The sequence below is a fragment of the Pseudomonas sp. Pso3 genome (assembly GCF_055393275.1).
Genome location: NZ_AP043687.1, coordinates 3,378,437 through 3,397,644 on the forward strand (window position 1 = coordinate 3,378,437; position 19,208 = coordinate 3,397,644).

The following is a 19,208-nucleotide window of genomic DNA, read 5'->3' on the forward strand; positions in this document are numbered from 1 at the left end:
CGGCCCACTGCCTTGCGGAGCATCGCCATGCAGACCTCCACCCTCAAGACGCCCGTCGTCGAATCCCCTGCCGCTCCCGCCCGTCGTCAACGCCGTCGCGCCGGTCCCGGCTGGTTCCTGATCAGTCCTTCGGTGGCCCTGCTGCTGGTGTGGATGCTGGTGCCCCTGGGCATGACCATCTGGTTCTCGCTGATCCGCTACAACCTGCTCTACCCCGGCGAGCACGCCTTCGTCGGCCTGGAAAACTTCGAATACTTCGTCACCGATGCCGGCTTCTGGCCCGGCATGACCAACACCCTGCTGCTGGTGGGCAGCGTGCTGCTGATCAGCGTGGTCTTCGGCGTGCTTATCTCGGCGCTGCTGGAGGCCAGCGAATTCTTCGGTCGCGGCATCGTCCGCGTCCTGCTGATCTCGCCCTTCTTCATCATGCCCACGGTCAGCGCCCTGATCTGGAAGAACCTGATCTTCCATCCGGTCTCCGGCATCCTCGCCGCGATCTGGAAACTGTTCGGCGCCACCCCGGTGGACTGGCTGGCCACCCACCCGCTCCTGTCGATCATCCTGATCGTGTCCTGGCAGTGGCTGCCCTTCGCCATCCTCATCCTGATGACCGCCATGCAGTCGCTGGATCAGGAGCAGAAGGAAGCGGCCCGCCTGGACGGCGCCGGTCCGGTCGCCATCTTCTGGCACCTAACCCTGCCGCACCTGGCGCGGCCCATCGCCGTGGTGGTGATGATCGAGACGATCTTCCTGCTGTCGGTGTTCGCCGAGATCTACACCACCACCAGTGGCGGTCCGGGCTTCGCCTCCACCAACCTCGCCTACCTGATCTACAACCAGGCCCTGCTGCAGTTCGACGTCGGCCTGGCCTCCGCCGGCGGCCTGATCGCCGTGCTCATCGCCAACATCGCCGCCATCATCCTGGTGCGGATGCTTGGCAAGAACCTGACCCAACAGTGAGGACCCTGACATGCTGACGCTCAAGCAATCCCGGCGCCTGCAGAGCCTGCTGCTGGGCCTGCTCGCCTGGCTGGTGGCCCTGGTGCTGTTCTTCCCAATCTTCTGGATGGTGCTGACCAGCTTCAAGACCGAGATCGACGCCTTCGCCACGCCGCCGCAATTCTTCTTCATGCCCACGCTGGAGAACTACCTGACCATCCAGGCGCGCAGCGACTACTTCCACTTCGCGCTGAATTCGGTGGTGATCTCCTTTGGCGCCACCCTGCTCAGTCTGTTGCTGGCGCTGCCGGCGGCCTACTCGATGGCCTTCCACGAGACCCGCAACACCCAGCGCCTGCTGCTGTGGATGCTGTCCACCAAGATGCTGCCGGCGGTCGGGGTGCTGGTGCCCATCTACCTGCTGGCCAAGCAGTTCGAACTGCTCGACAGCCGACTGCTGCTGATCGCCGTCTACACCCTGATCAACCTGCCGATCGTGGTCTGGATGGTCTACACCTACTTCAAGGACATCCCCAAGGACATCCTCGAGGCGGCGCGCCTGGATGGCGCCACCACCTACCAGGAAATCGTCCGGGTGCTCTTGCCGATCAGCAAGGGCGGCATCGCCTCGACCATGCTGCTGTCGCTGATCCTCTGCTGGAACGAGGCCTTCTGGTCGCTGAACCTGACCTCGTCCAACGCCGCCCCGCTGACCGCGCTGATCGCCTCCTACTCCAGTCCCCAGGGACTGTTCTGGGCCAAGCTGTCGGCCGTCTCGACGCTGGCCTGCGCACCCATCCTGATCTTTGGCTGGATCAGCCAGAAACAACTCGTCCGCGGCCTGTCGTTCGGCGCGGTGAAATAAGAACAAGAGGACTCCTGTCATGGCCAATCTGAAAATCCGCAGCCTGCGCAAGGGCTTCGACTCGCTGGAAATCATCAAGGGCGTCGACCTCGACATCAACGACCGCGAATTCGTGGTCTTCGTTGGCCCGTCCGGGTGCGGCAAATCCACCCTGCTGCGGCTCATCGCCGGCCTGGAAGAGGTCACCAGCGGCACCCTGGAACTGGACGGTCGCGACATCACCGAGGTGTCGCCGGCCAAGCGCGACTTGGCCATGGTGTTCCAGACCTATGCCCTCTATCCGCACATGAGCGTGCGCAAGAATCTCTCCTTCGCCCTGGACCTGGCCAAGATCGACAAGCAGGAAGTGGAGCGCAAGGTCACCGACGCCGCCCGCATCCTCGAGCTGACGCCGCTGCTGGAGCGCAAGCCGCGCCAGCTCTCCGGTGGCCAGCGCCAGCGGGTGGCCATCGGCCGCGCCATCGTCCGCCAGCCGAAGATCTTCCTGTTCGACGAACCCCTGTCCAACCTGGACGCCGCCCTGCGCGTGCAGATGCGCCTGGAACTGGCGCGCCTGCACCAGGAATTGCAGGCCACCATGATCTACGTGACCCACGACCAGGTGGAAGCCATGACCCTGGCGACCAAGGTGGTGGTGCTCAACGGCGGCCGCGTCGAGCAGGTCGGCTCGCCCCTGGAGCTCTATCACCATCCAGCCAACCTCTTCGTCGCCGGCTTCCTGGGTACGCCGAAGATGGCCTTCCTCAAGGGCAAGGTGGCGGCCACCGACGCCCAGGGCGTCGAGGTGGAGCTGGCGGCCGGTCCGCGCCTGCACCTGCCGCGCCGCGGCGACGACCTGGCGGTCGGCAGCCCGGTGACCCTGGGCATTCGTCCGGAACACCTGCGCCTGGCCGCCGACGGCCAGTTGCCGGTGATCAGCGATGTGGCCGAGCGCCTGGGCAGTGACACCTATTGCCACATGGTCACCGAGGCCGAGGAGCCGCTGACCGTGCGCGTGCCGGGTGATTGTGCCGTTGCCTACGGCGAACGCCAGCGCCTGGCCCTGGACGTCGACTTCTGCCACCTGTTCGACGAGCAGGGCCGCGCCGTGGCGCCGCTGCTGCGCAAAGCCGCCTGACCCCCCTCCCCTTTCCTGCCCCGTCGGCGCCCTACGCGCGCCCGGGGCACCGCCTTGCAGGATCGCCATCGTGAAACTCAATCGCCAGCACCTCGAACAACTACCCGACTACATCGCCAAGCCCGGCTACGCCGCCTGCCAGCTGCGCCAGGGTATCGTCCATATCGGCGTCGGCGGCTTCCACCGCGCGCACCAGGCCATCTACACCGAGGCCCTGCTGAACCAGGGGCGCGACCTGGACTGGAGCATCTGCGGCGTCGGCCTGCGCGCCGAAGACCGCGCCATGCGCGATGCCCTGGCCGGCCAGGACTATCTTTACACCCAGGTGGTGCTGGCCGACGAGCCGGACACCGAGGTGCGCGTCGTCGGCGCCATCAGCGGCATGCTGCTGGCCGAGGACGGCACCCAGACGCTGATCGACAAGCTGGCCCATCCCAGCACCCGCATCGTCTCCCTCACCATCACCGAGGGCGGCTACTGCATGGACGACAGCACCGGCGAATTCAACTTCAAGCTGCCGCTGATCCAGCACGACCTGCAGCATCCGGGCGATCCGCGCAGCGTCTTCGGCTTCCTGCTGGCGGCCCTGGCCAAGCGCCGCGCCGAGGGCACCGGGCCCTTCACCGTGATGTCCTGCGACAACCTCCCGCACAACGGGCAAGTCACCCGCAAGGCCCTGCTGGCCTACGCCGCCCTGGTGGATGAAGAGCTGCACGGCTGGATCGCCGAGCACGTCAGCTTTCCCAACGCCATGGTCGATCGCATCACCCCCATGACCAGCACCGCCCATCGCGAGGCGCTGCTGGCCGAACACGGGGTCGAGGACGCCTGGCCGGTGGTCTGCGAGCCCTTCCTGCAGTGGGTGCTGGAAGACAAGTTCGTCGCCGGCCGTCCGGCCTGGGAAGACGTCGGCGTCCAGTTCACCGATGACGTCACCCCCTACGAGGAAATGAAGATCAAGCTGCTCAACGGCAGCCACCTGGCGCTGACCTACCTGGGCTTCCTCAAGGGCTACCGCTTCGTCCACGAGACCATGGCCGACCCGTTGTTCGTGCGCTACATCCGTACCTACATGGACAAGGACGTGACGCCGCAGCTGGCCCCGGTGCCCGGCATCGATCTCGACCAGTACAAGGACACCCTGATCGAGCGCTTCTCCAATCGCGCCATCGCCGACCAGCTGGAGCGGGTCTGCTCGGACGGTTCGTCGAAGTTTCCCAAATTCACCGTGCCGACCATCAACCGGCTGATCGAGGACGGCAAGGACCTGGATCGCGCCGCCCTGGTGGTGGCCGCCTGGGCGGTCTATCTGCGGGGCGTGGACGAGACCGGGGCGACCTATCGCATTCCCGATCCGCGCGCCAACTACTGCGAAGAGCTGGTGCAGGATCAGAAGAATCTCACCGAGCGCCTGCTGGGCGCCGAGGAAATCTTCGGTAAGCACATCCCGAAATCCGCGGCCTTCGTTGCCGCCTTCGAGCGGCAGCTGTACAACTTGCGTACCCATGGGGTCAGCGCCACCTTGCAGACCCTGCTCGGCGACTAGCCTTGGCAAAAAGCTGCCTGGGCAGCGTCGATGATCAATACGAGCCCAAACAACAACAAGGAGCGGCCAGGCATGAAGTTTCTCGGGATAGACTGCGGCACCCAGGGCACCAAGGCGGTGATCCTGGATGTCGAGCGCGGGGTGGTACTGGGTGAAGGCAGTGCGCCTCACCCCCTGACCGAGGGCGCCAATGGCCGCCGCGAGCAGAATCCGGCAGACTGGATCCGGGCCCTGGTGGCGGCCACCCGCGCCGCCCTGGCGCAGGCCGGCAGCGATGGCCAGGACATCCTCGGCGTCGGCGTCTCCGGCCAGCAACATGGTCTGGTATTGCTCGACGACAGCGGCAAGGTCCTGCGGCCGGCCAAGCTCTGGTGCGACACCGAATCCACCCCGGAAAACCAGCGCCTGCTGGAACACCTGGGTGGCGTGGAAGGCTCCATCGAGCGCCTGGGCCTGGCCATCGCGCCGGGCTACACCGTCTCCAAGCTGCTCTGGACCAAGGAACAGCACCCGGAGGTGTTCGACCAGATCGCCCAGGTGCTGCTGCCCCACGATTACCTGAACTTCTGGCTGACCGGACGCGCCGTGGCCGAATACGGCGACGCCTCGGGCACCGGCTATTTCAATGTGCGGACGCGCCAGTACGATCTGGAGTTGCTGCGCCACATCGACCCCAGTGGGCGCCTGGAGCGCGCCCTGCCGGTGCTGATCGAAGCCGACCAGCCGGTCGGACGGCTGCGGCCGGAGGTCGCCAGCCAACTGGGCATCAATCCCCAGGCGCTGGTCTCCAGCGGCGGCGGCGACAACATGATGGGCGCCCTGGGCACCGGCAACAGCCGCGCCGGCCAGATCACCCTGAGCCTGGGCACCTCGGGCACCCTCTATGGGTATTCCGACGAACCTCGCATCAGCGACCATCCCGCCGTGGCGGGCTTCTGCTCGTCCAACGGCGGCTGGCTGCCGCTGATCTGTACCATGAACCTGACCAATGCCAGCGGCCAGATCCGCGAGTTGCTCGGCCTGGACCTGGCGGAATTCACCCGTCTGGTGGCGGAGTCGCCCATCGGCGCGGAAGGGGTACTGATGCTGCCCTTCCTCAATGGCGAACGGGTCCCGGCGCTGCCGACCGCCACCGCCAGCCTGCATGGCCTTACCGCCACCAACCTGACCCGCGCCAATCTGTGCCGGGCGGTGGTCGAGGGGGTGAGCTTCGCCCTGAGATATGGCTTCGATCTGCTGCGCGACCTGGGCATGCCCGGCGACACCCTCAGACTCATCGGCGGCGGCGCCAGGAGCCCGGTGTGGCGGCAGCTGATCGCCGATCTGATGAACACCCCGGTGGTCTGCCCGGTGCACGGCGAAGCCGCGGCCCTGGGGGGCGCCTTGCAGGCCGCCTGGTGCTGGAGTCGCGAACAGGGCCGCCCGGAGTCGCTCGACAGCCTCACCGAGCGCTGCGTGCACCTGGACCCGGCCAGCCGCGCCGAACCGGACCCGGCGCGGGTCGCCGAGTACGAGGCGGCCTACCAGCGCTATCGGCAGCAACTGCGCGAGAGCTACGGGATCGCCTAGCGGGCGGATGGGGTGGAAAACGCCAGGCGGTTTTCCACCCTACTGAATTTCGGCAACCAACCCGTCGTAGGGTGGACAACGGCGCAGCCTTGTCCACCACCAGCCTGATGGCGCGAGGAAAACGCTACGCGGTTTTCCACCCTTACCCGACAGGCAGGCGCTCAGGCCTTGCCGATAGGCACGAAGGGCGCGTCCAGCAAGCGGGCGAGGTCCGCCGGGGCCAGGGCGACTTCCAGCCCCCGGCGCCCGGCACTGACATGGATGCTCGGCAACACCGCCGCGGAGTCGTCGATGAAGGTGCGCAGCCGCTTCTTCTGCCCCAGCGGGCTGATGCCGCCCACCAGGTAGCCGGTGCTGCGCTGGGCCTGGTCGGGTTTGGCCATCTCCAGTTTCTTCACCCCGGCCGCCTGGGCCAGGGCCTTGAGATCCAGGGTGCCGGCGACGGGCACGATGGCCACCAGCAATTCCTGTTTCTCGCTTGCCGCCAGCAGGGTCTTGAACACCGTCTCCGCTGCCAGACCGAGTTTCTCGGCGGCTTCCAGGCCGTAGGAGGCGGCCTTGGGGTCATGGTGGTAGCTCAGCACCTCGTGGGGCACCTGGCTCTTCTTGAGCAGTTCTATCGCCGGGGTCATGCCAGCACTCCTTGGGGATCGGCCACCTCCGCCCGCCCGCGGCCCTGCGCCTTGGCGCGGTAGAGAGCGAAGTCGGCCGCCTGCAGCCAATGGGCGACGTCATCGTAGGCGCGGTCGAAGCCGGCGATGCCGCAGCTCAGGCCGACACGTACGTTCTGACGGTCGCCGGGGCCGCCTGCCTGCATGTCGTGCAGACGCTCCTGCAGCCGCCGGATCAGGTCCAGGGCCCGCTCGGGCGAGGTGTCGGGCAAGAGGATACCGAATTCATCGCCGCCAAAACGACCGGCGAGATCGCTGGTGCGGATGGTGCGCGCCAGCAGACCGGAAAACTGGCGCAGCATCTCGTCGCCGGCCTGATGGCCGAAGCGGTCGTTGATGAGCTTGAAGTTGTCCAGGTCGATCATCACCAGGCTGGCCTCGGCGCCGCTGCGTTTGCAGCGGGCGAATTCCCGGTGCAGCAGCTGATCCCAGTGGGTTCTGTTGTGCAGCCCGGTCATGCCGTCCTGCTTGCTGATCAGCTCCAGCTCCTGCTGGCGCCGCGACAACTGCTGCGCCAGGCGAAAGCTCACCAGGCCCAGGGCCCAGGGATAGGCGATGATCATCGGCAGGCAGGCATAGATCTGTGCGGTGGAGGTCTCGATGGCGACCGGATGGCGCAGCACCACGAGGCCGACCAGGATGCCCGCCAATTGCGCGACCAGCCCTCGGCGCCAGAACGCCAGGCCACCGGCGCCGAGCATGTTGAGACCGGTCATGGCGAGCAGCGTCGCGCTGGGCAGGAGGTTGAAGCCCATGCTCGCCGCCCAGAAGCCGGCCGAGCCGCAGTCCAGTAGCAGATTGCCCAGTTCGGTGCGATAGGGATCGCGCGCACGGACGGCGCGCCAGTAGGCCAGCGGCGACCAGAGCAGCGCATTGGCCAGCAGCAGGATCCACAGTCCGATGGACACCGGCTGGGTGAGCTGCACCGAGACGATGCAACTCAGGCTGAGCAACAGACCAATCGCACGGGGTAGCCAGAGCCGCCGGGCAAAATTGCGGCCACGGGTGAGCACATCTGGCATTGACGATCCCCACTGCGACGGACGATGAAAGGTCGCGCATTATCAGTGGACAAGGGCAAAACGCCAGCGACCGCGACCTGAACGTCGTGTTCCGAACCTTACGACGCCCCTAGACACTGCCAGAAGGAAACATCGGGTGACACGCACACCGGACGAACAGCCTTGAACCTCGGCCTGACCGGCCTCATCCAATGGGCAGGCCCGTCAAAAAGAGGAAGCCGCATGCAAGTCCAAGTCAACAGTGACCACAACATCGAAGGCAGCGCCGGTTTGCAGAATTGGGTGGCGTCCGTGGTGGAAGACCGCCTGGATCGCTTCGACGAACTCCTGACCCGCGTCGAGGTGCACCTCAACGACGAGAACGCCGGCAAATCGGGCGCCCAGGACAAGCGGTGCCAGATGGAGGCCCGCATCAAGGGCCATCAGCCGCTTTCGGTGACGCACAAGGCCGAATCCCTGGAACAGGCGGTGGATGGCGCAGCCGACAAGCTGCACCGGGCCATCAGCAACCTCTCCGGCAAGCTGGAAAAGAAGCGGCTGTCGGGCGGTGAACTCAATGACCCCCTGGCCCTGGAAGATTCCGAAGAATTCCAGGACTCGCTGCGGCAGGACGAATTCCTCGAACGGGAGCAACTGGCTCACGATCACCAGTTGAAGTGATGCGCCGTTAGACGCTAGCGTTCAACCGAGGCCGCTCCCTGAGCGGCCTCGCTGTTTTCCACCCCGGCACAAGGAAGCCCCATGCCCTCCCCCTTTCGCGTCGCCCTGATCGGTTACGGCTTCGTCGGTCAGACCTTTCATGGCCCCCTGCTGAGCTCCATCCCTGGGCTCTCCCTGGAGCTGGTGGCGTCGCGGGATGCCGCGCGTGTGCAGGCCGATCTGCCCGGGGTACGCGTCACCGCGGATTACCTGGCGGCCGTGAGGGATCCGGCCATCGACCTGGTGGTGATCGCCTCACCCAACCAGACCCATGCGCCTCTCGCCAGCGCCGCCCTGGCCGCCGGCAAGCACGTGGTGGTCGACAAGCCTTTTACCGTGACCCTGGCCGAAGCCCGGCAACTGGCCGCGGAAGCCGAACAGGCCGGCCGGTTGCTGTCGGTGTTCCAGAATCGTCGCTGGGACAGCGATTTTCTCGGCTTGCAGGCAGTCCTGGCCAGCGGCGCCCTGGGTGAATTGACCAGCCTGGAATCCCGTATCGAGCGCTTTCGTCCCGAGGTGCGGACGCGCTGGCGCGAAGCCGCGCTGCCCGGCAGTGGCCTCTGGTTCGATCTCGGTCCCCATCTGCTGGATCAGGCACTCTGTCTGTTCGGCCTGCCCGAGCGCCTGCAGGCGCAGCTGGTGCGGCAACGACCCGGCGCCCTCACCGACGACTGGTTCCAGGTGCAGCTGGACTACGGCACCCGTCAAGTGACCCTGAGAGCCGGGATGCTGGCTGCCGGCGGTGTGCCACGCTTTCTTGCCCAGGGCACCGCGGGCAGCTGGATAAAACAGGGTGCGGATCGTCAGGAGGACGCGCTCAAGGCCGGCGTGCGCCCCGGTGGTCCCGACTGGGGCCAGGATCCGGATCCGGGCTGGCTGATCGACGCCAGCGGCGAGCGCCAGGCCCTGCCGACGCCGGCGGGCGATCACCGTCGCTACTACCTCGCCTTGGTCGAAGCCCTCGCCGGTCGCGCCGGCAATCCCGTCAGCCCGGCCCAGGCTTGCGCCCTCATGGCCCTGCTGGAAGCGGCGCAGCGTTCCTCGGCGGAAGGTCGGGCGCTGATGCCCGAACTCAGCGCGGCGGAACGCGCGGCCTACTGACCGGCCACCCACTGCGGGCGCCGTCCGGCCAGGCGCTCGCCCAGCTGGCGCAGGGTGCGCGACAGGCGGCGCTCGATCCACTCGTAGCTGGCCCAGGCCAGCAGCAGGATCACCGGCAGGCAGACCATCAGGGTCTGGTAGGGACTGAATCCCCACTGCTGGTGCAGCCAGTAGTCGCCCAGCCAGAGCACGATCACGTGCACCAGATAGACCGAATAGGACCAGTCCCCAAGCGCCTTGCACAGCCGCGAGCCGGCGAACCAGGGTTCGAGGATCACGCAGGCGCCGACCAGTACCGCACTGGGCACGCCCCAGGTCAGCAGGCGCCAGGGATGATCGGCGGGAAAAGCCACCAGGCAGGTCAGTGCCGCCAGGGCCGCCACCAGGGCCAGGGGTTTGGGTCCGCGCAGGGCGCCACGGCGATAGAGCGCCGCCAGGCTCACGCCTAGCAGGAATTCGAAGATGATCGGATTGCGATAGAAGCTGCTGACAAAGGACTCGCGGGCCAGCACCAGGCTGACCAGGATCACCAGCAGGCTGACCATCCCGATGCGCCAGCGCTCGGCCACACCAAAGGACAGGGCGAACAGCAGGTAGAACAGCATCTCGAAGTTGAGCGTCCAGCCCACCGGCAGGATCGGATAGTGGCCGAAGCCCGCCGGATTCTCGCTGGGAATGAAGAACAGCGAGAGCAGCAATTCGCGCGCGGCGACCCCATAGATCGGCATCACGTCGCTGGCCAGATAGAGGATCAGCGCCGTCACTGCGGTGTACAGCCAGTAGGCCGGGACGATGCGGGCGATGCGATGCCAGAGGAAGGTACTGCGCCTGAGTGGCCGGCCCGCGGTGGACAGGTGGATCACGAAGCCGCTGAGCACGAAGAAGATGTCGACCCCGACCTGCCCCCGGGTGGAGAGCAGATGGCCGCCGAGGCTGTCGGCGTGGAAATCGAAGAACACCTGCATGAAGTGATGAAAGACCACCAGCCAGGCGGCCAGGGCCCTGAGAGCCTGCAGTGAAACCAGCATCGTAGAACCTTTCCCTCCTCGTCCGCCAGGCACGACCCAGCGCTGCGCCGTCATTGTGGACGGCATGGGCTGCTGGGGCGTTCGTGGGAAAAGGCTGGATTGCGCCGGTTCACAGGCTGAACGGCTCAGTGCCCGACCCGTTCAGCGGCAGTTCAGGCGGCTGACCTCATTGCAGGCTGAACCGCCAGGCGCGATGGATCTTGGGATTGCGCGCGAAATCCGGATCCAGGGTGCTGGCGCTGATCTCTTCGACGCGATAGCGCTCGGCCAGACTCGTATCCAGTTCGAACTTGCGGAAGTTGTTGGAGAAATACAGCACGCCGTTGCGACTCAGGTGGGCCATGGCCGAGTCGAGCAGGGCGACGTGATCGCGCTGGACGTCGAACACCCCTTCCAGGCGCTTGGAGTTGGAGAAGGTCGGCGGGTCGACGAAGATCAGATCGTATTCGCCGCGATCGTTTTCCAGCCAGTGCAGGACATCGCCCTGTTCCAGGCGGTGCCGCTCGGAAAAGCCGTTGAGCGCCAGGTTGCGCCGGGCCCAGTCCAGGTAGGTGCGCGAGAGGTCGACGCTGGTGGTGCTGCGTGCCCCGCCCACTGCCGCCTGCACCGTGGCGGCGCCGGTGTAGCAGAACAGATTGAGGAAACGCTTGCCCTGGGCTTCCTGGCGCAGCCGCAGACGCAGCGGACGGTGATCGAGGAACAGCCCGGTATCCAGGTAGTCGGTGAGGTTGACCAGCAGCTTGGCGCCCGCTTCTTCCACTTGCAGAAATTCACCCTGGGCGGCCTGGCGTTCGTACTGCTTGGTGCCGCTCTGCCGCTCACGGCGCTTGACCACCACCAGTGACGGATCGATGTTCAACGCCTGGGGAATGGCGGCCAGGGCGTCGAGCAGGCGCGCCTGGGCCTTGTCCGGGTCGATGGAGCGCGGCGGTGCGTATTCCTGCACGTGCACGCGATCGCCATAGAGATCCACCGCCACCGCGTACTCGGGCATGTCGGCGTCATACAGGCGATAGCACTGCACGCTCTGGCTGCGGGCCCACTTGCCGAGCTGCTTGAGATTCTTCTGCAGCCGATTGGCGAACATCTGCCCGCCTTCGCTGAGCTTGGCCGGCTCCGCCGCCTGGGCATTGGCCGGGCGTTCGCCACTGCGACTGCCGGTGACGAACTGGCGGGTCTCCACCTCGAACATCAGCAGCTTGCAGGGCAAGGCGCCATTCCAGAAGGCGTATTGCTTGTGACTGCGGATGCCCATGCGCTTGCCCAGCTCGGGCGCGCCGGTAAAGACCCCTGCGCGCCAGCCCAGGCAGGCCTGGCGCAGGCGCTCGCCGAGATTCTGGTAGAGGTACAGCAGGCTGGCTTCGTCACCCAGGCGCTCGCCATAGGGCGGGTTGCAGATCACCAGGCCGGTCTGGCCCTTGTCCGAACGCGGCTCGAAGCTGGCGACCTCGCCCTGGTAGACCTTGATCCACTCGGACAGCCCGGCCCGCTCGATGTTGTTGCGCGCCGGCTGGATCAGCCGCGGATCGGCTTCGTAGCCGCGGATCCAGACCGGCGTCCTGGCCAGGCCCGCAGTGGCTCGCGCTTCAGCCTCCTGGTGCAGTTGCTGCCAGAGGGCGGGCACATGGCCCAGCCAGCCGGAAAAGCCCCAGCGCTCGCGGCGCAGGTTGGGGGCGATGTCCGCGGCCATCAAGCCGGCCTCGACCAGGAAGGTGCCCACCCCACACATGGGGTCGGCCAGGGCGCCACCGGCCGCGGCCAGGGCCGGCCAGCCGGCACGGATCAGCACCGCGGCCGCCAGGTTTTCCTTGAGCGGCGCCGCGCCCTGCTGCAGGCGATAGCCGCGCTGGTGCAGGCTCTGACCGGAGAGATCCAGCGAGAGGATGGCCTGGCCGCGCTCCAGGTGCAGGTGGACGCGCAGATCCGGAGCAACCTTGTCCACCGTGGGCCGCTGCCCGGTGCGCTCGCGCAGGCGGTCGACGATGGCGTCCTTGACCTTGAGCGCGCCGAAGTGGGTGTTGTCGATGCCCGCGCCCTGGCCGCTGAAGCCCACCGCCAGGGTGCCGGTGGGCGCCAGGTGCTCTTCCCATTCCACGCCATGCACGCCCAGGTACAGCCCCTGGGGGTCTTCCACCGGGAAGCGCGCCAGCACCAGCAGCACCCGGTTGGCCAGGCGCGACCAGAGGCACAGGCGGTAGGCATCCGCGAGACTGGCTTCGCCGCGCACCGCCGCGGTCTGGCTGCGGGCCTCCTGCAAGCCGAGGCCCTGGGCCTCTTCCAGCAGCAGGGTCTCGAGTCCCTTGGGACAGGTGAGGATGAGTTGTTGCATCGCGGACATCGTTGAATCCATAGGTTAGCGCAAGGAACTTTCTGCCTTTGGTCGGATTGACCGATGAGGACAGCCCCTTGCGTGAAAGTTTGACTGCGTCTCAACAAGCCGCAGTGACGGCATTCCAGCGGCGGTTTATCGCCATTTCATTTCGATTTGATTACGGCTTATAGCTAAAAGGTCGTTCCCAGCCAGAGCGCCATTGGTTAGTAATTGACCACCCGCAGCGCGAAGGTGCGGGGCGGATGTCAGGACGCCGGCTCTGGCATCCAGGCCTGCAACGGGCCATGGACAATCTGCAAGTCAACCTACGAGGGCACTACCCTATGAGAAGACTCAAGCGTAATCCAATGGAACGAGCTTTCCAGCGTGGTTATCAGCACGGCATCGTGGGCAAATCGCGGGACCTCTGCCCCTTCACCCAGGACGCCGTCCGGCAGGCCTGGCTCAATGGCTGGCGTGAGGGCCGTAGCGACCAATGGGACGGCTACGTAGGCACCGCCGGTCTTCAACGCATGAATCAACTTCAAGCCGTAGGCTAATTCGATTTCACTAGCGGAAGCCCAGGGCTTCCCATAGCGTTCTGGTTGTTTTCCAGTCAGATCCTCTCCCAGGATCAGGGACCTGGTCCCACGGGGGCTCCCAGCGAGCCCCCTCCCCCTCAGGGGCGCGCTGCTGCAATGGCATCCACGGCTTCGCGGATCAAGGCCGGTCCGCGATAGATGAAGCCGCTGTAGAGCTGCACCAGACTGGCACCCGCCGCGATCTTCTCCGCCGCATCCTCGCCCGACAGGATCCCGCCCGCCGCGATGATCGGCAGCCGACCACCCAGCTCACCAGCCAGCACCCGCACCACATGGGTGCTCTTCTCGCGTACCGGGGCGCCCGACAGGCCGCCGGCCTCGGCGGCATAGGGCAGATTCTCCACCCCTTCCCGGCCCAGGGTGGTGTTGGTGGCGATGATGGCGTCCATCCCGGCATCGCGAATCGCCTGGGCGGTCAGCACGATCTCTTCATCGGTCAGGTCCGGGGCGATCTTGATGGCGATGGGCACGCGGCGGCCGTGCTGGACCGCCAGGTCTTCCTGGCGCTGGCGCAGGGCTTCCAGCAGGCTCTTGAGCGCGTCGCCGAATTGCAGGCTGCGCAGGCCGGGCGTATTGGGCGAGCTGACGTTCACCGTGATGTAGCTGGCATGGGCATAGACCCGGTCCAGGCCAATCAGGTAGTCCTCCACCGCCCGCTCCACCGGAGTAGTGGCATTCTTGCCGATGTTGATCCCCAGTACGCCCCGGAAGCGGGCGGCCTTGACCCGTTCGATCAGCGCATCCACGCCCGCATTGTTGAAACCCATGCGGTTGATGATGGCGTCAGCCTGCTCCAGGCGGAACAGCCGCGGCTTGGGATTGCCCGGCTGCGGCCGCGGCGTCACGGTACCGATCTCGATGAAGCCGAAACCCAGGCCGGCGAAGCCGTCGATAGCGGCGCCGTTCTTGTCGAGTCCGGCGGCCAGGCCCACCGGATTGGGAAACTCCAGGCCCATGACCTGGACCGGTAGCCGACCCGGCCGCCGGCCGAGCCCGGTCAGGCCCAGACGACCCGCGGCACCGATCAGGTCCAGCGCCAGATCGTGCGATCCTTCGGGAGACATTTTGAAGAGCAGAGGACGGAGCGCGTCGTACATGGCGGACTCACAGGCGATTCGGAAAGCGCGCATTATACAGGCTTGCCACCGGCCATACGTCGCTCGCTCCGGAGGCGAACGGTCACTCGCACAAAAGATCCTACCTTTCGGGAATCATTTGACGATAGCGCGGTCTTTGCCACGCTAGACTCGGTCGTGCAGTTCCTATCCGCCCCGGAGACCTCATGAGCAACAGTGCCAACCTCCTGGGCAGCCCCTGGTCTTCGCTGGCCTTGCATCTGCATCCTTCCCTGGCCAGCCGCCGGATCCAGCGTTGCCTGGAACGCCTGGCCGACGCCTTCGTCCCCTTGCCCGCGCCTACCGACAGCCTTTGGTGGGATGAAGGCCATCCGCTGCACCTGCTGCTCGGCCTGCCCCGCGCCGCCCTGTCCGGACCGACCCAGGAGATCAAGGGCCACGCCCATGCCCTGCTCAGTCGGCTGGTGGTCGCCGATACGCTGCAGGCCGCCGCCCTCGACCTGCGTGCCATCGATGGCCTCTGCCAGCGCCTCGGCGACAGCACGCTCGATACGGCGGTACAGCTGGAGGAACTGGCCGCCCTGCCCGCGGCGCGCGAACAGGTGCGGATCATCGGCTATCGGGATTTCCAGGCGGCGCTCTATCGCACCTTGCCGAATCTGTCTGCGGAACAGCCCCTGCGTCTGCGCCAGGCCAGCTGGCGGGGTACCCGACTGTTCCTGGAAAACGATACGGCCACCACCCTCGCCTTCGCCAGCATCATCGCCTACGCCCGCATCCGCGGGATCGCCGTAGAGGTGCCGGCGCAGATCCAGTGCCTGCGCCTGGATCCGGCGGCCATCGACCGCCTGCAGGAGGCTTTCGCAGTCTATGCCCTGCCCAATGCGGTCTGGAACCACCCCGACTTCATCCAGGTGCTGCTGGGCCTGAAGCTCGACTATGCGCGCCTGCCACTGCCCGCCCCGGGCCAGGATCTGGAGTGGTTGCTGCTGCCCAGCGAGGTGGCGAGCACCCGGGTCCTCAGCGAGATTCTCGAACGCCTGGGCGCTGCCGAGGTGATCGGCTACCTGCAGGCGCTCTAGAAACCGCTCAGGGGGCGGCTACCGCCGGCGCATGTCGCTGCCCCGCCGCCAGAAAGACCTCGAAGGCCAGCCGCTGGCCGGCCAGCATCGCCGGATGCAGGCGCGCATCGCTGCCCGCCTCGTCCAGACGCTGCAGAAAGCCTGGCCAGGCGCCCTTGGGCGGCACGTGGCCCAGATAGGCCCGGGCGTCGCGCACCGCCTCGTCGGGACTCTCGCCGGCATGGCGATCCAGCATTCGCGACCCCAGCCGAGACCCTTCGAGGACATAGGCCACCCCCCAGCACTCGCCTTCGTCGAGCAGGCGCTCGAGGACGACGGGTTCGGGCTGCTCGGCGGCCAGGCGCTGCAGATCCTCTGCCAGCACCCCGGTGCGGCGGCGCTCCGCCCAGTCGGGCAGCAGGCGCTGGATGCCGGAGCGCTCCAGCAGGTCTTCCAGACCGATCAGAGCCTGGGCATGGGCCTGCAGAAAGGCGGTGTAATGCAGCCGGGTCTGCAGCGCATAGCGGCCAAAGGTCGCATCGACCTGCTCGTGCAGGGCACCGCCCTCGGCGCGCAACATTTCACGGATGGAGGACACGCAAATACCTCAAGTTGGCGCCGGCCTTCAGAGCGGCGAAGGCTGGGGCTTCTCGCCGCGCAGGGCGGCCTGCAGCCGGGCTGCCAGGTCGGCCTCGCGAAAGGGCTTGGGAACGATGAAGGATTGTTCGGGATCGAGTTCGCCCAGTTCGGCATAGCCGGTGATGAAGACCACCGGCAACTGCGGCAGCCGCTTGCGCACCTGGCGGGCCAGCTCGGCACCGTTCATGCCGGGCATGGCGAAATCCGCCAGCAGCAGATCGATCTGCGGATCGCGCTCCAGCGCACTCAGGGCGGCGAAGCCATTGCTGGCCTCCACCACCTGATAGCCGAGATCGGCCAGCAGCGCGGCGGTCACGTTGCGTACCGCGTGGTCGTCGTCGACCAGCAGGATGCGGCGCTCGGCGGCCTGCTCGTCGCGACCCAGGGCCGGTAGCCCGATCGGATCCTGGGCATCCTCCGCCTCGGTACGCGGCAGATAGACCAGCACCGTGGTGCCCCTGCCCATCTGCGTCTCGATGCGGACCCCGCCACCGGACTGCTTGGCGAAGCCGAACACCTGGGCCAGGCCCAGACCGGAGCCCTTGCCCACCTCCTTGGTGGTGAAGAAGGGTTCGAAGGCCTTGGCCAGCACCTCTTCGCTCATCCCGGTACCGGAATCCTGCACCGCCAACAGCACGTATTCGCCCGGTTCGGGTTCCTCGGGACGCTGCGGCGGCTCGCTGATGGTCTGGTTGGAGGTGCTCAGGCGCAGGGTGCCGCCGACCGCCATGGCATCCCGGGCATTGATCGCCAGGTTGAGGATGATGAGTTCGATCTGGGTCGGATCGACCAGGGCGTGCCAGCAATCGGCGCGCAGGTGGGTCTCGATCCAGACACTGCCGCCCATGGTACTGCGCAGCAGCTCAAGCATGCCCTCGACGGTTTCGTTGAGCTTGACCGGCTTGGGCGCCAGCCGCTGGCGACGGGAAAAGGCCAGCAGCTGGGCGGTGAGCTTGGCGCCCCGCTCGCCCGCTTCGCGGATGTTCTGCACCCGTCCCTGGGTCTTGTCGCTGGCCGCCAGGCGCGTCAGGTCGCGCTCGAGGAAGCTGGCGCTGCTGAGCACCACGGTGAGCAGGTTGTTGAAGTCATGGGCCACGCCCGCCGTGAGCTGACCCACGGCTTCCAGTCGCTGCATCTGCTGCAGGGTCGCCTCGACCCGCTCGCGCTCGTCGATCTGCTCGCGCAGCTGGCGGTTCGCTGCCGCCAGCTCTTCCATCGCCAGGACTTCCGAGGAGATGTCGCGCCCGGAGCAATAGGTCATGCCGGCATCCGGTACCGCCGTCCAGGAAATCCAGCGATAGCTGCCGTCACGATGGCGGATGCGGTTGACGAAGCGCTGGCTGGTCGCGCCGGTGGCCAGCTGCTTGAGTTCGTTGTCGGTGATGAAGCGCTCGTCGGGATGTACCAGCGCCAGCAGCGAGGAATCGAGCAGCTCCACTCGGGACCAGCCCAGATTTTCTTCCCAGGCCGGGTTGAGCGCCACCAGGGTGCCATCGGGCTTGCACACCAGCAGCAGATCGCGGGTGAGGTCCCAGGTCCGATCGCGCTCCCGGGTACGTTCTTCGACGCGCTCGCCGAGACTGACGTTGAGCCGCTCAAGCTTTTCCGCGGCATCGCGCTGCTGGGTGATGTCGAGCATCACGCCCAGAAAGCGGGTGCAGACGCCGGCGTCGAAGAAGGGCTGGCCGCGGGTCTCGACCCAGCGCTGGGCGCCGTTGTCCAGGCGAATGCGGTATTCGCTGCGATAGTCGTCGTCGCGCTCATCGGCGCTCGCCTGGCGGACCGTATGCAGAAAGCGCTCGAGGCCATCGCTGCCGCACAGCCGTTCGAAGACCTCGAGATCGACCACCGCATCGGCCGGCAGCCCGAACATGGCCTTGCAGCGCTCATCCCAGACCAGGGTACGACTGGCCGGCAAATACTCCCACATGCCCAGGCGGGAGGCGTCCATCGCCAGGCGGGACCTGACCTCCAGGCTGTGCAGGGCTTCTTCGGCGCGGCGCCGCTCGCGGCGCTCGTGCACCACCAGCAGCGCCCGCTCGACGGCCTTGGCCAGGAGCTCCATGCTCTGCTTGAGCACATAGTCGTTGGCACCCAGGCGCATCATCTCCACGGCGTGCACCTCACCGAAGATGCCCGAGACGAAGATGAAAGGCGTTTCCGGCGCCAGCGCCCGCGCCACGCGCAGGGCCTCGGCACCGGAGAAGCCCGGCAGGATGATGTCGGAAAGGATGATGTCGTAGGTCTGCTGGCTCAGGGCCAGGGTGAGACCGGTACGCTCGTAGACGATCTTGGATTGCAGCTCGAAGCCGTGCCTTTCCAGCTCGATCAGGATCAGCTCGGCGTCGAGCTTGCTGTCCTCTACCAGGAGGATCTTGATCTGTTTCGAGAGGGGCATAAACGGACGTCGGCCTTGGATCTGTTCGCTCAGGGGAGCCGGGTCGCGCATATCTGCCGGTCGCGGATGACTGGATACGGATGCACTTATCTTCACTCGCTAACGGCCAATGCGCCTGGCGACACGGCGCGATCCTGGCGGCGGCTCGTTGAGTACGGCCCAGAACACGCCGAGGTCACTGATCGCGGCAACGAAATCACGGAATTCGACCGGCTTGACCACGTAGGCGTTCACGCCCAGTTCGTAGGCCTTTTCCAGATCGGGCTCCTCCCGCGACGACGTCAGCATGACCACGGGGATGCTGCACAGCTCCGGGGTACCACGCACCAGGTCTAGCACCTCGAGGCCATCGACCTTGGGCAGCTTGAGATCCAGCAGCATCACGGCGGGATTGCCCGGCTCGCGATCGGCATAGGGCTCGCGGCGCAACAGGTAATCGACCGCTTCGGCGCCGTCACGCAGGACCACGACATCGTTGGCCAACTGGCTGCGCTCCAGAGCCACCAGGGTAAGCTCCAGATCGTGCGGATTGTCTTCGACCAGCACAATGGGTTTGAGCATGAA

The 19,208-nt window shown here is 66.4% G+C and carries 17 protein-coding genes; 9 read left to right on the plus strand and 8 right to left on the minus strand.

From position 1 onward, the window contains the following. Positions 1 to 27 precede the first annotated feature (27 nt). The 5 genes from ACZ5R1_RS16015 to xylB all read left to right on the plus strand — a co-directional run bounded on the left by ACZ5R1_RS16015 (position 28) and on the right by xylB (position 6,036). The gene (locus tag ACZ5R1_RS16015) at positions 28 to 960 is read left to right on the plus strand and encodes a carbohydrate ABC transporter permease (protein ID WP_007159280.1); all 933 of its coding nucleotides are present in this window, start codon (positions 28 to 30) and stop codon (positions 958 to 960) included. Positions 961 to 970: 10 nt separating this feature from the next. Next, positions 971 to 1,804 carry a carbohydrate ABC transporter permease gene (locus ACZ5R1_RS16020; RefSeq protein ID WP_007159281.1) on the plus strand — a complete coding sequence of 278 codons (834 nt, stop codon included), beginning with the start codon at positions 971 to 973 and terminating at the stop codon, positions 1,802 to 1,804. Between the two features lie 19 nt (positions 1,805 to 1,823). Beyond that, entirely contained in the window at positions 1,824 to 2,921 is a 1,098-nt protein-coding gene (locus tag ACZ5R1_RS16025; RefSeq protein WP_007159282.1) for an ABC transporter ATP-binding protein, read from the plus strand. Positions 2,922 to 2,991: 70 nt separating this feature from the next. Next, positions 2,992 to 4,467, plus strand: coding sequence for a mannitol dehydrogenase family protein (locus tag ACZ5R1_RS16030; protein WP_115946004.1), 1,476 nt, complete (start codon positions 2,992 to 2,994; stop codon positions 4,465 to 4,467). Between the two features lie 72 nt (positions 4,468 to 4,539). Beyond that, the gene (xylB, locus tag ACZ5R1_RS16035) at positions 4,540 to 6,036 is read left to right on the plus strand and encodes a xylulokinase (protein ID WP_042135897.1); all 1,497 of its coding nucleotides are present in this window, start codon (positions 4,540 to 4,542) and stop codon (positions 6,034 to 6,036) included. A gap of 161 nt (positions 6,037 to 6,197) precedes the next feature. On the opposite strand, the gene ybaK is transcribed toward xylB, so the two are convergent. Further along, positions 6,198 to 6,668, minus strand: coding sequence for a Cys-tRNA(Pro) deacylase (gene ybaK, locus ACZ5R1_RS16040; protein WP_058792367.1), 471 nt, complete (start codon positions 6,666 to 6,668; stop codon positions 6,198 to 6,200). Further along, positions 6,665 to 7,729, minus strand: coding sequence for a diguanylate cyclase (locus ACZ5R1_RS16045; RefSeq protein ID WP_464712538.1), 1,065 nt, complete (start codon positions 7,727 to 7,729; stop codon positions 6,665 to 6,667). Before ACZ5R1_RS16045 ends, ybaK begins: the two co-directional genes overlap by 4 nt. A gap of 222 nt (positions 7,730 to 7,951) precedes the next feature. Between ACZ5R1_RS16045 and ACZ5R1_RS16050 the strand changes: the two genes are divergently transcribed. Beyond that, positions 7,952 to 8,389 carry an HPF/RaiA family ribosome-associated protein gene (locus ACZ5R1_RS16050; RefSeq protein ID WP_007159287.1) on the plus strand — a complete coding sequence of 146 codons (438 nt, stop codon included), beginning with the start codon at positions 7,952 to 7,954 and terminating at the stop codon, positions 8,387 to 8,389. Between the two features lie 81 nt (positions 8,390 to 8,470). After that, complete coding sequence (locus tag ACZ5R1_RS16055; RefSeq protein ID WP_464712539.1) at positions 8,471 to 9,529, plus strand: oxidoreductase; 1,059 nt, start codon at positions 8,471 to 8,473, stop codon at positions 9,527 to 9,529. Here ACZ5R1_RS16055 and ACZ5R1_RS16060 read toward each other — a convergent pair. After that, the gene (locus ACZ5R1_RS16060; RefSeq protein ID WP_042135903.1) at positions 9,523 to 10,557 is read right to left on the minus strand and encodes an acyltransferase family protein; all 1,035 of its coding nucleotides are present in this window, start codon (positions 10,555 to 10,557) and stop codon (positions 9,523 to 9,525) included. The two genes, ACZ5R1_RS16055 and ACZ5R1_RS16060, sit on opposite strands and share 7 nt — an antisense overlap. A 166-nt stretch (positions 10,558 to 10,723) precedes the next feature. Beyond that, on the minus strand, positions 10,724 to 12,895 hold the full coding sequence (rlmKL, locus tag ACZ5R1_RS16065) for a bifunctional 23S rRNA (guanine(2069)-N(7))-methyltransferase RlmK/23S rRNA (guanine(2445)-N(2))-methyltransferase RlmL (RefSeq protein ID WP_464712540.1): 2,172 nt from the start codon (positions 12,893 to 12,895) through the stop codon (positions 10,724 to 10,726). Between the two features lie 317 nt (positions 12,896 to 13,212). On the opposite strand from rlmKL, the gene rmf reads away from it, so the two are divergent. Further along, positions 13,213 to 13,428, plus strand: a complete 216-nt coding sequence (gene rmf, locus ACZ5R1_RS16070; protein WP_464713291.1) for a ribosome modulation factor — start codon at positions 13,213 to 13,215, stop codon at positions 13,426 to 13,428. Between the two features lie 119 nt (positions 13,429 to 13,547). Here rmf and ACZ5R1_RS16075 read toward each other — a convergent pair whose 3' ends face one another. After that, on the minus strand, positions 13,548 to 14,567 hold the full coding sequence (locus tag ACZ5R1_RS16075) for a quinone-dependent dihydroorotate dehydrogenase (RefSeq protein ID WP_115945975.1): 1,020 nt from the start codon (positions 14,565 to 14,567) through the stop codon (positions 13,548 to 13,550). Positions 14,568 to 14,752: 185 nt separating this feature from the next. Here ACZ5R1_RS16075 and ACZ5R1_RS16080 point away from each other — a divergent pair, with 185 nt between their 5' ends. Further along, on the plus strand, positions 14,753 to 15,628 hold the full coding sequence (locus tag ACZ5R1_RS16080) for a hypothetical protein (protein WP_115945973.1): 876 nt from the start codon (positions 14,753 to 14,755) through the stop codon (positions 15,626 to 15,628). Positions 15,629 to 15,635: 7 nt separating this feature from the next. Here the strand turns inward: ACZ5R1_RS16080 and ACZ5R1_RS16085 are convergent, their stop codons facing one another. From ACZ5R1_RS16085 to ACZ5R1_RS16095, 3 genes are all read right to left on the minus strand, one after another. Beyond that, positions 15,636 to 16,205 carry a biliverdin-producing heme oxygenase gene (locus ACZ5R1_RS16085; protein WP_169854106.1) on the minus strand — a complete coding sequence of 190 codons (570 nt, stop codon included), beginning with the start codon at positions 16,203 to 16,205 and terminating at the stop codon, positions 15,636 to 15,638. 27 nt (positions 16,206 to 16,232) lie between these two features. After that, positions 16,233 to 18,644, minus strand: a complete 2,412-nt coding sequence (locus ACZ5R1_RS16090; RefSeq protein ID WP_464712541.1) for a hybrid sensor histidine kinase/response regulator — start codon at positions 18,642 to 18,644, stop codon at positions 16,233 to 16,235. 99 nt (positions 18,645 to 18,743) lie between these two features. Then, a complete protein-coding gene (locus ACZ5R1_RS16095; protein ID WP_007159296.1) occupies positions 18,744 to 19,205 on the minus strand; it encodes a response regulator in 462 nt (153 codons plus the stop codon). Positions 19,206 to 19,208: the final 3 nt, after the last annotated feature.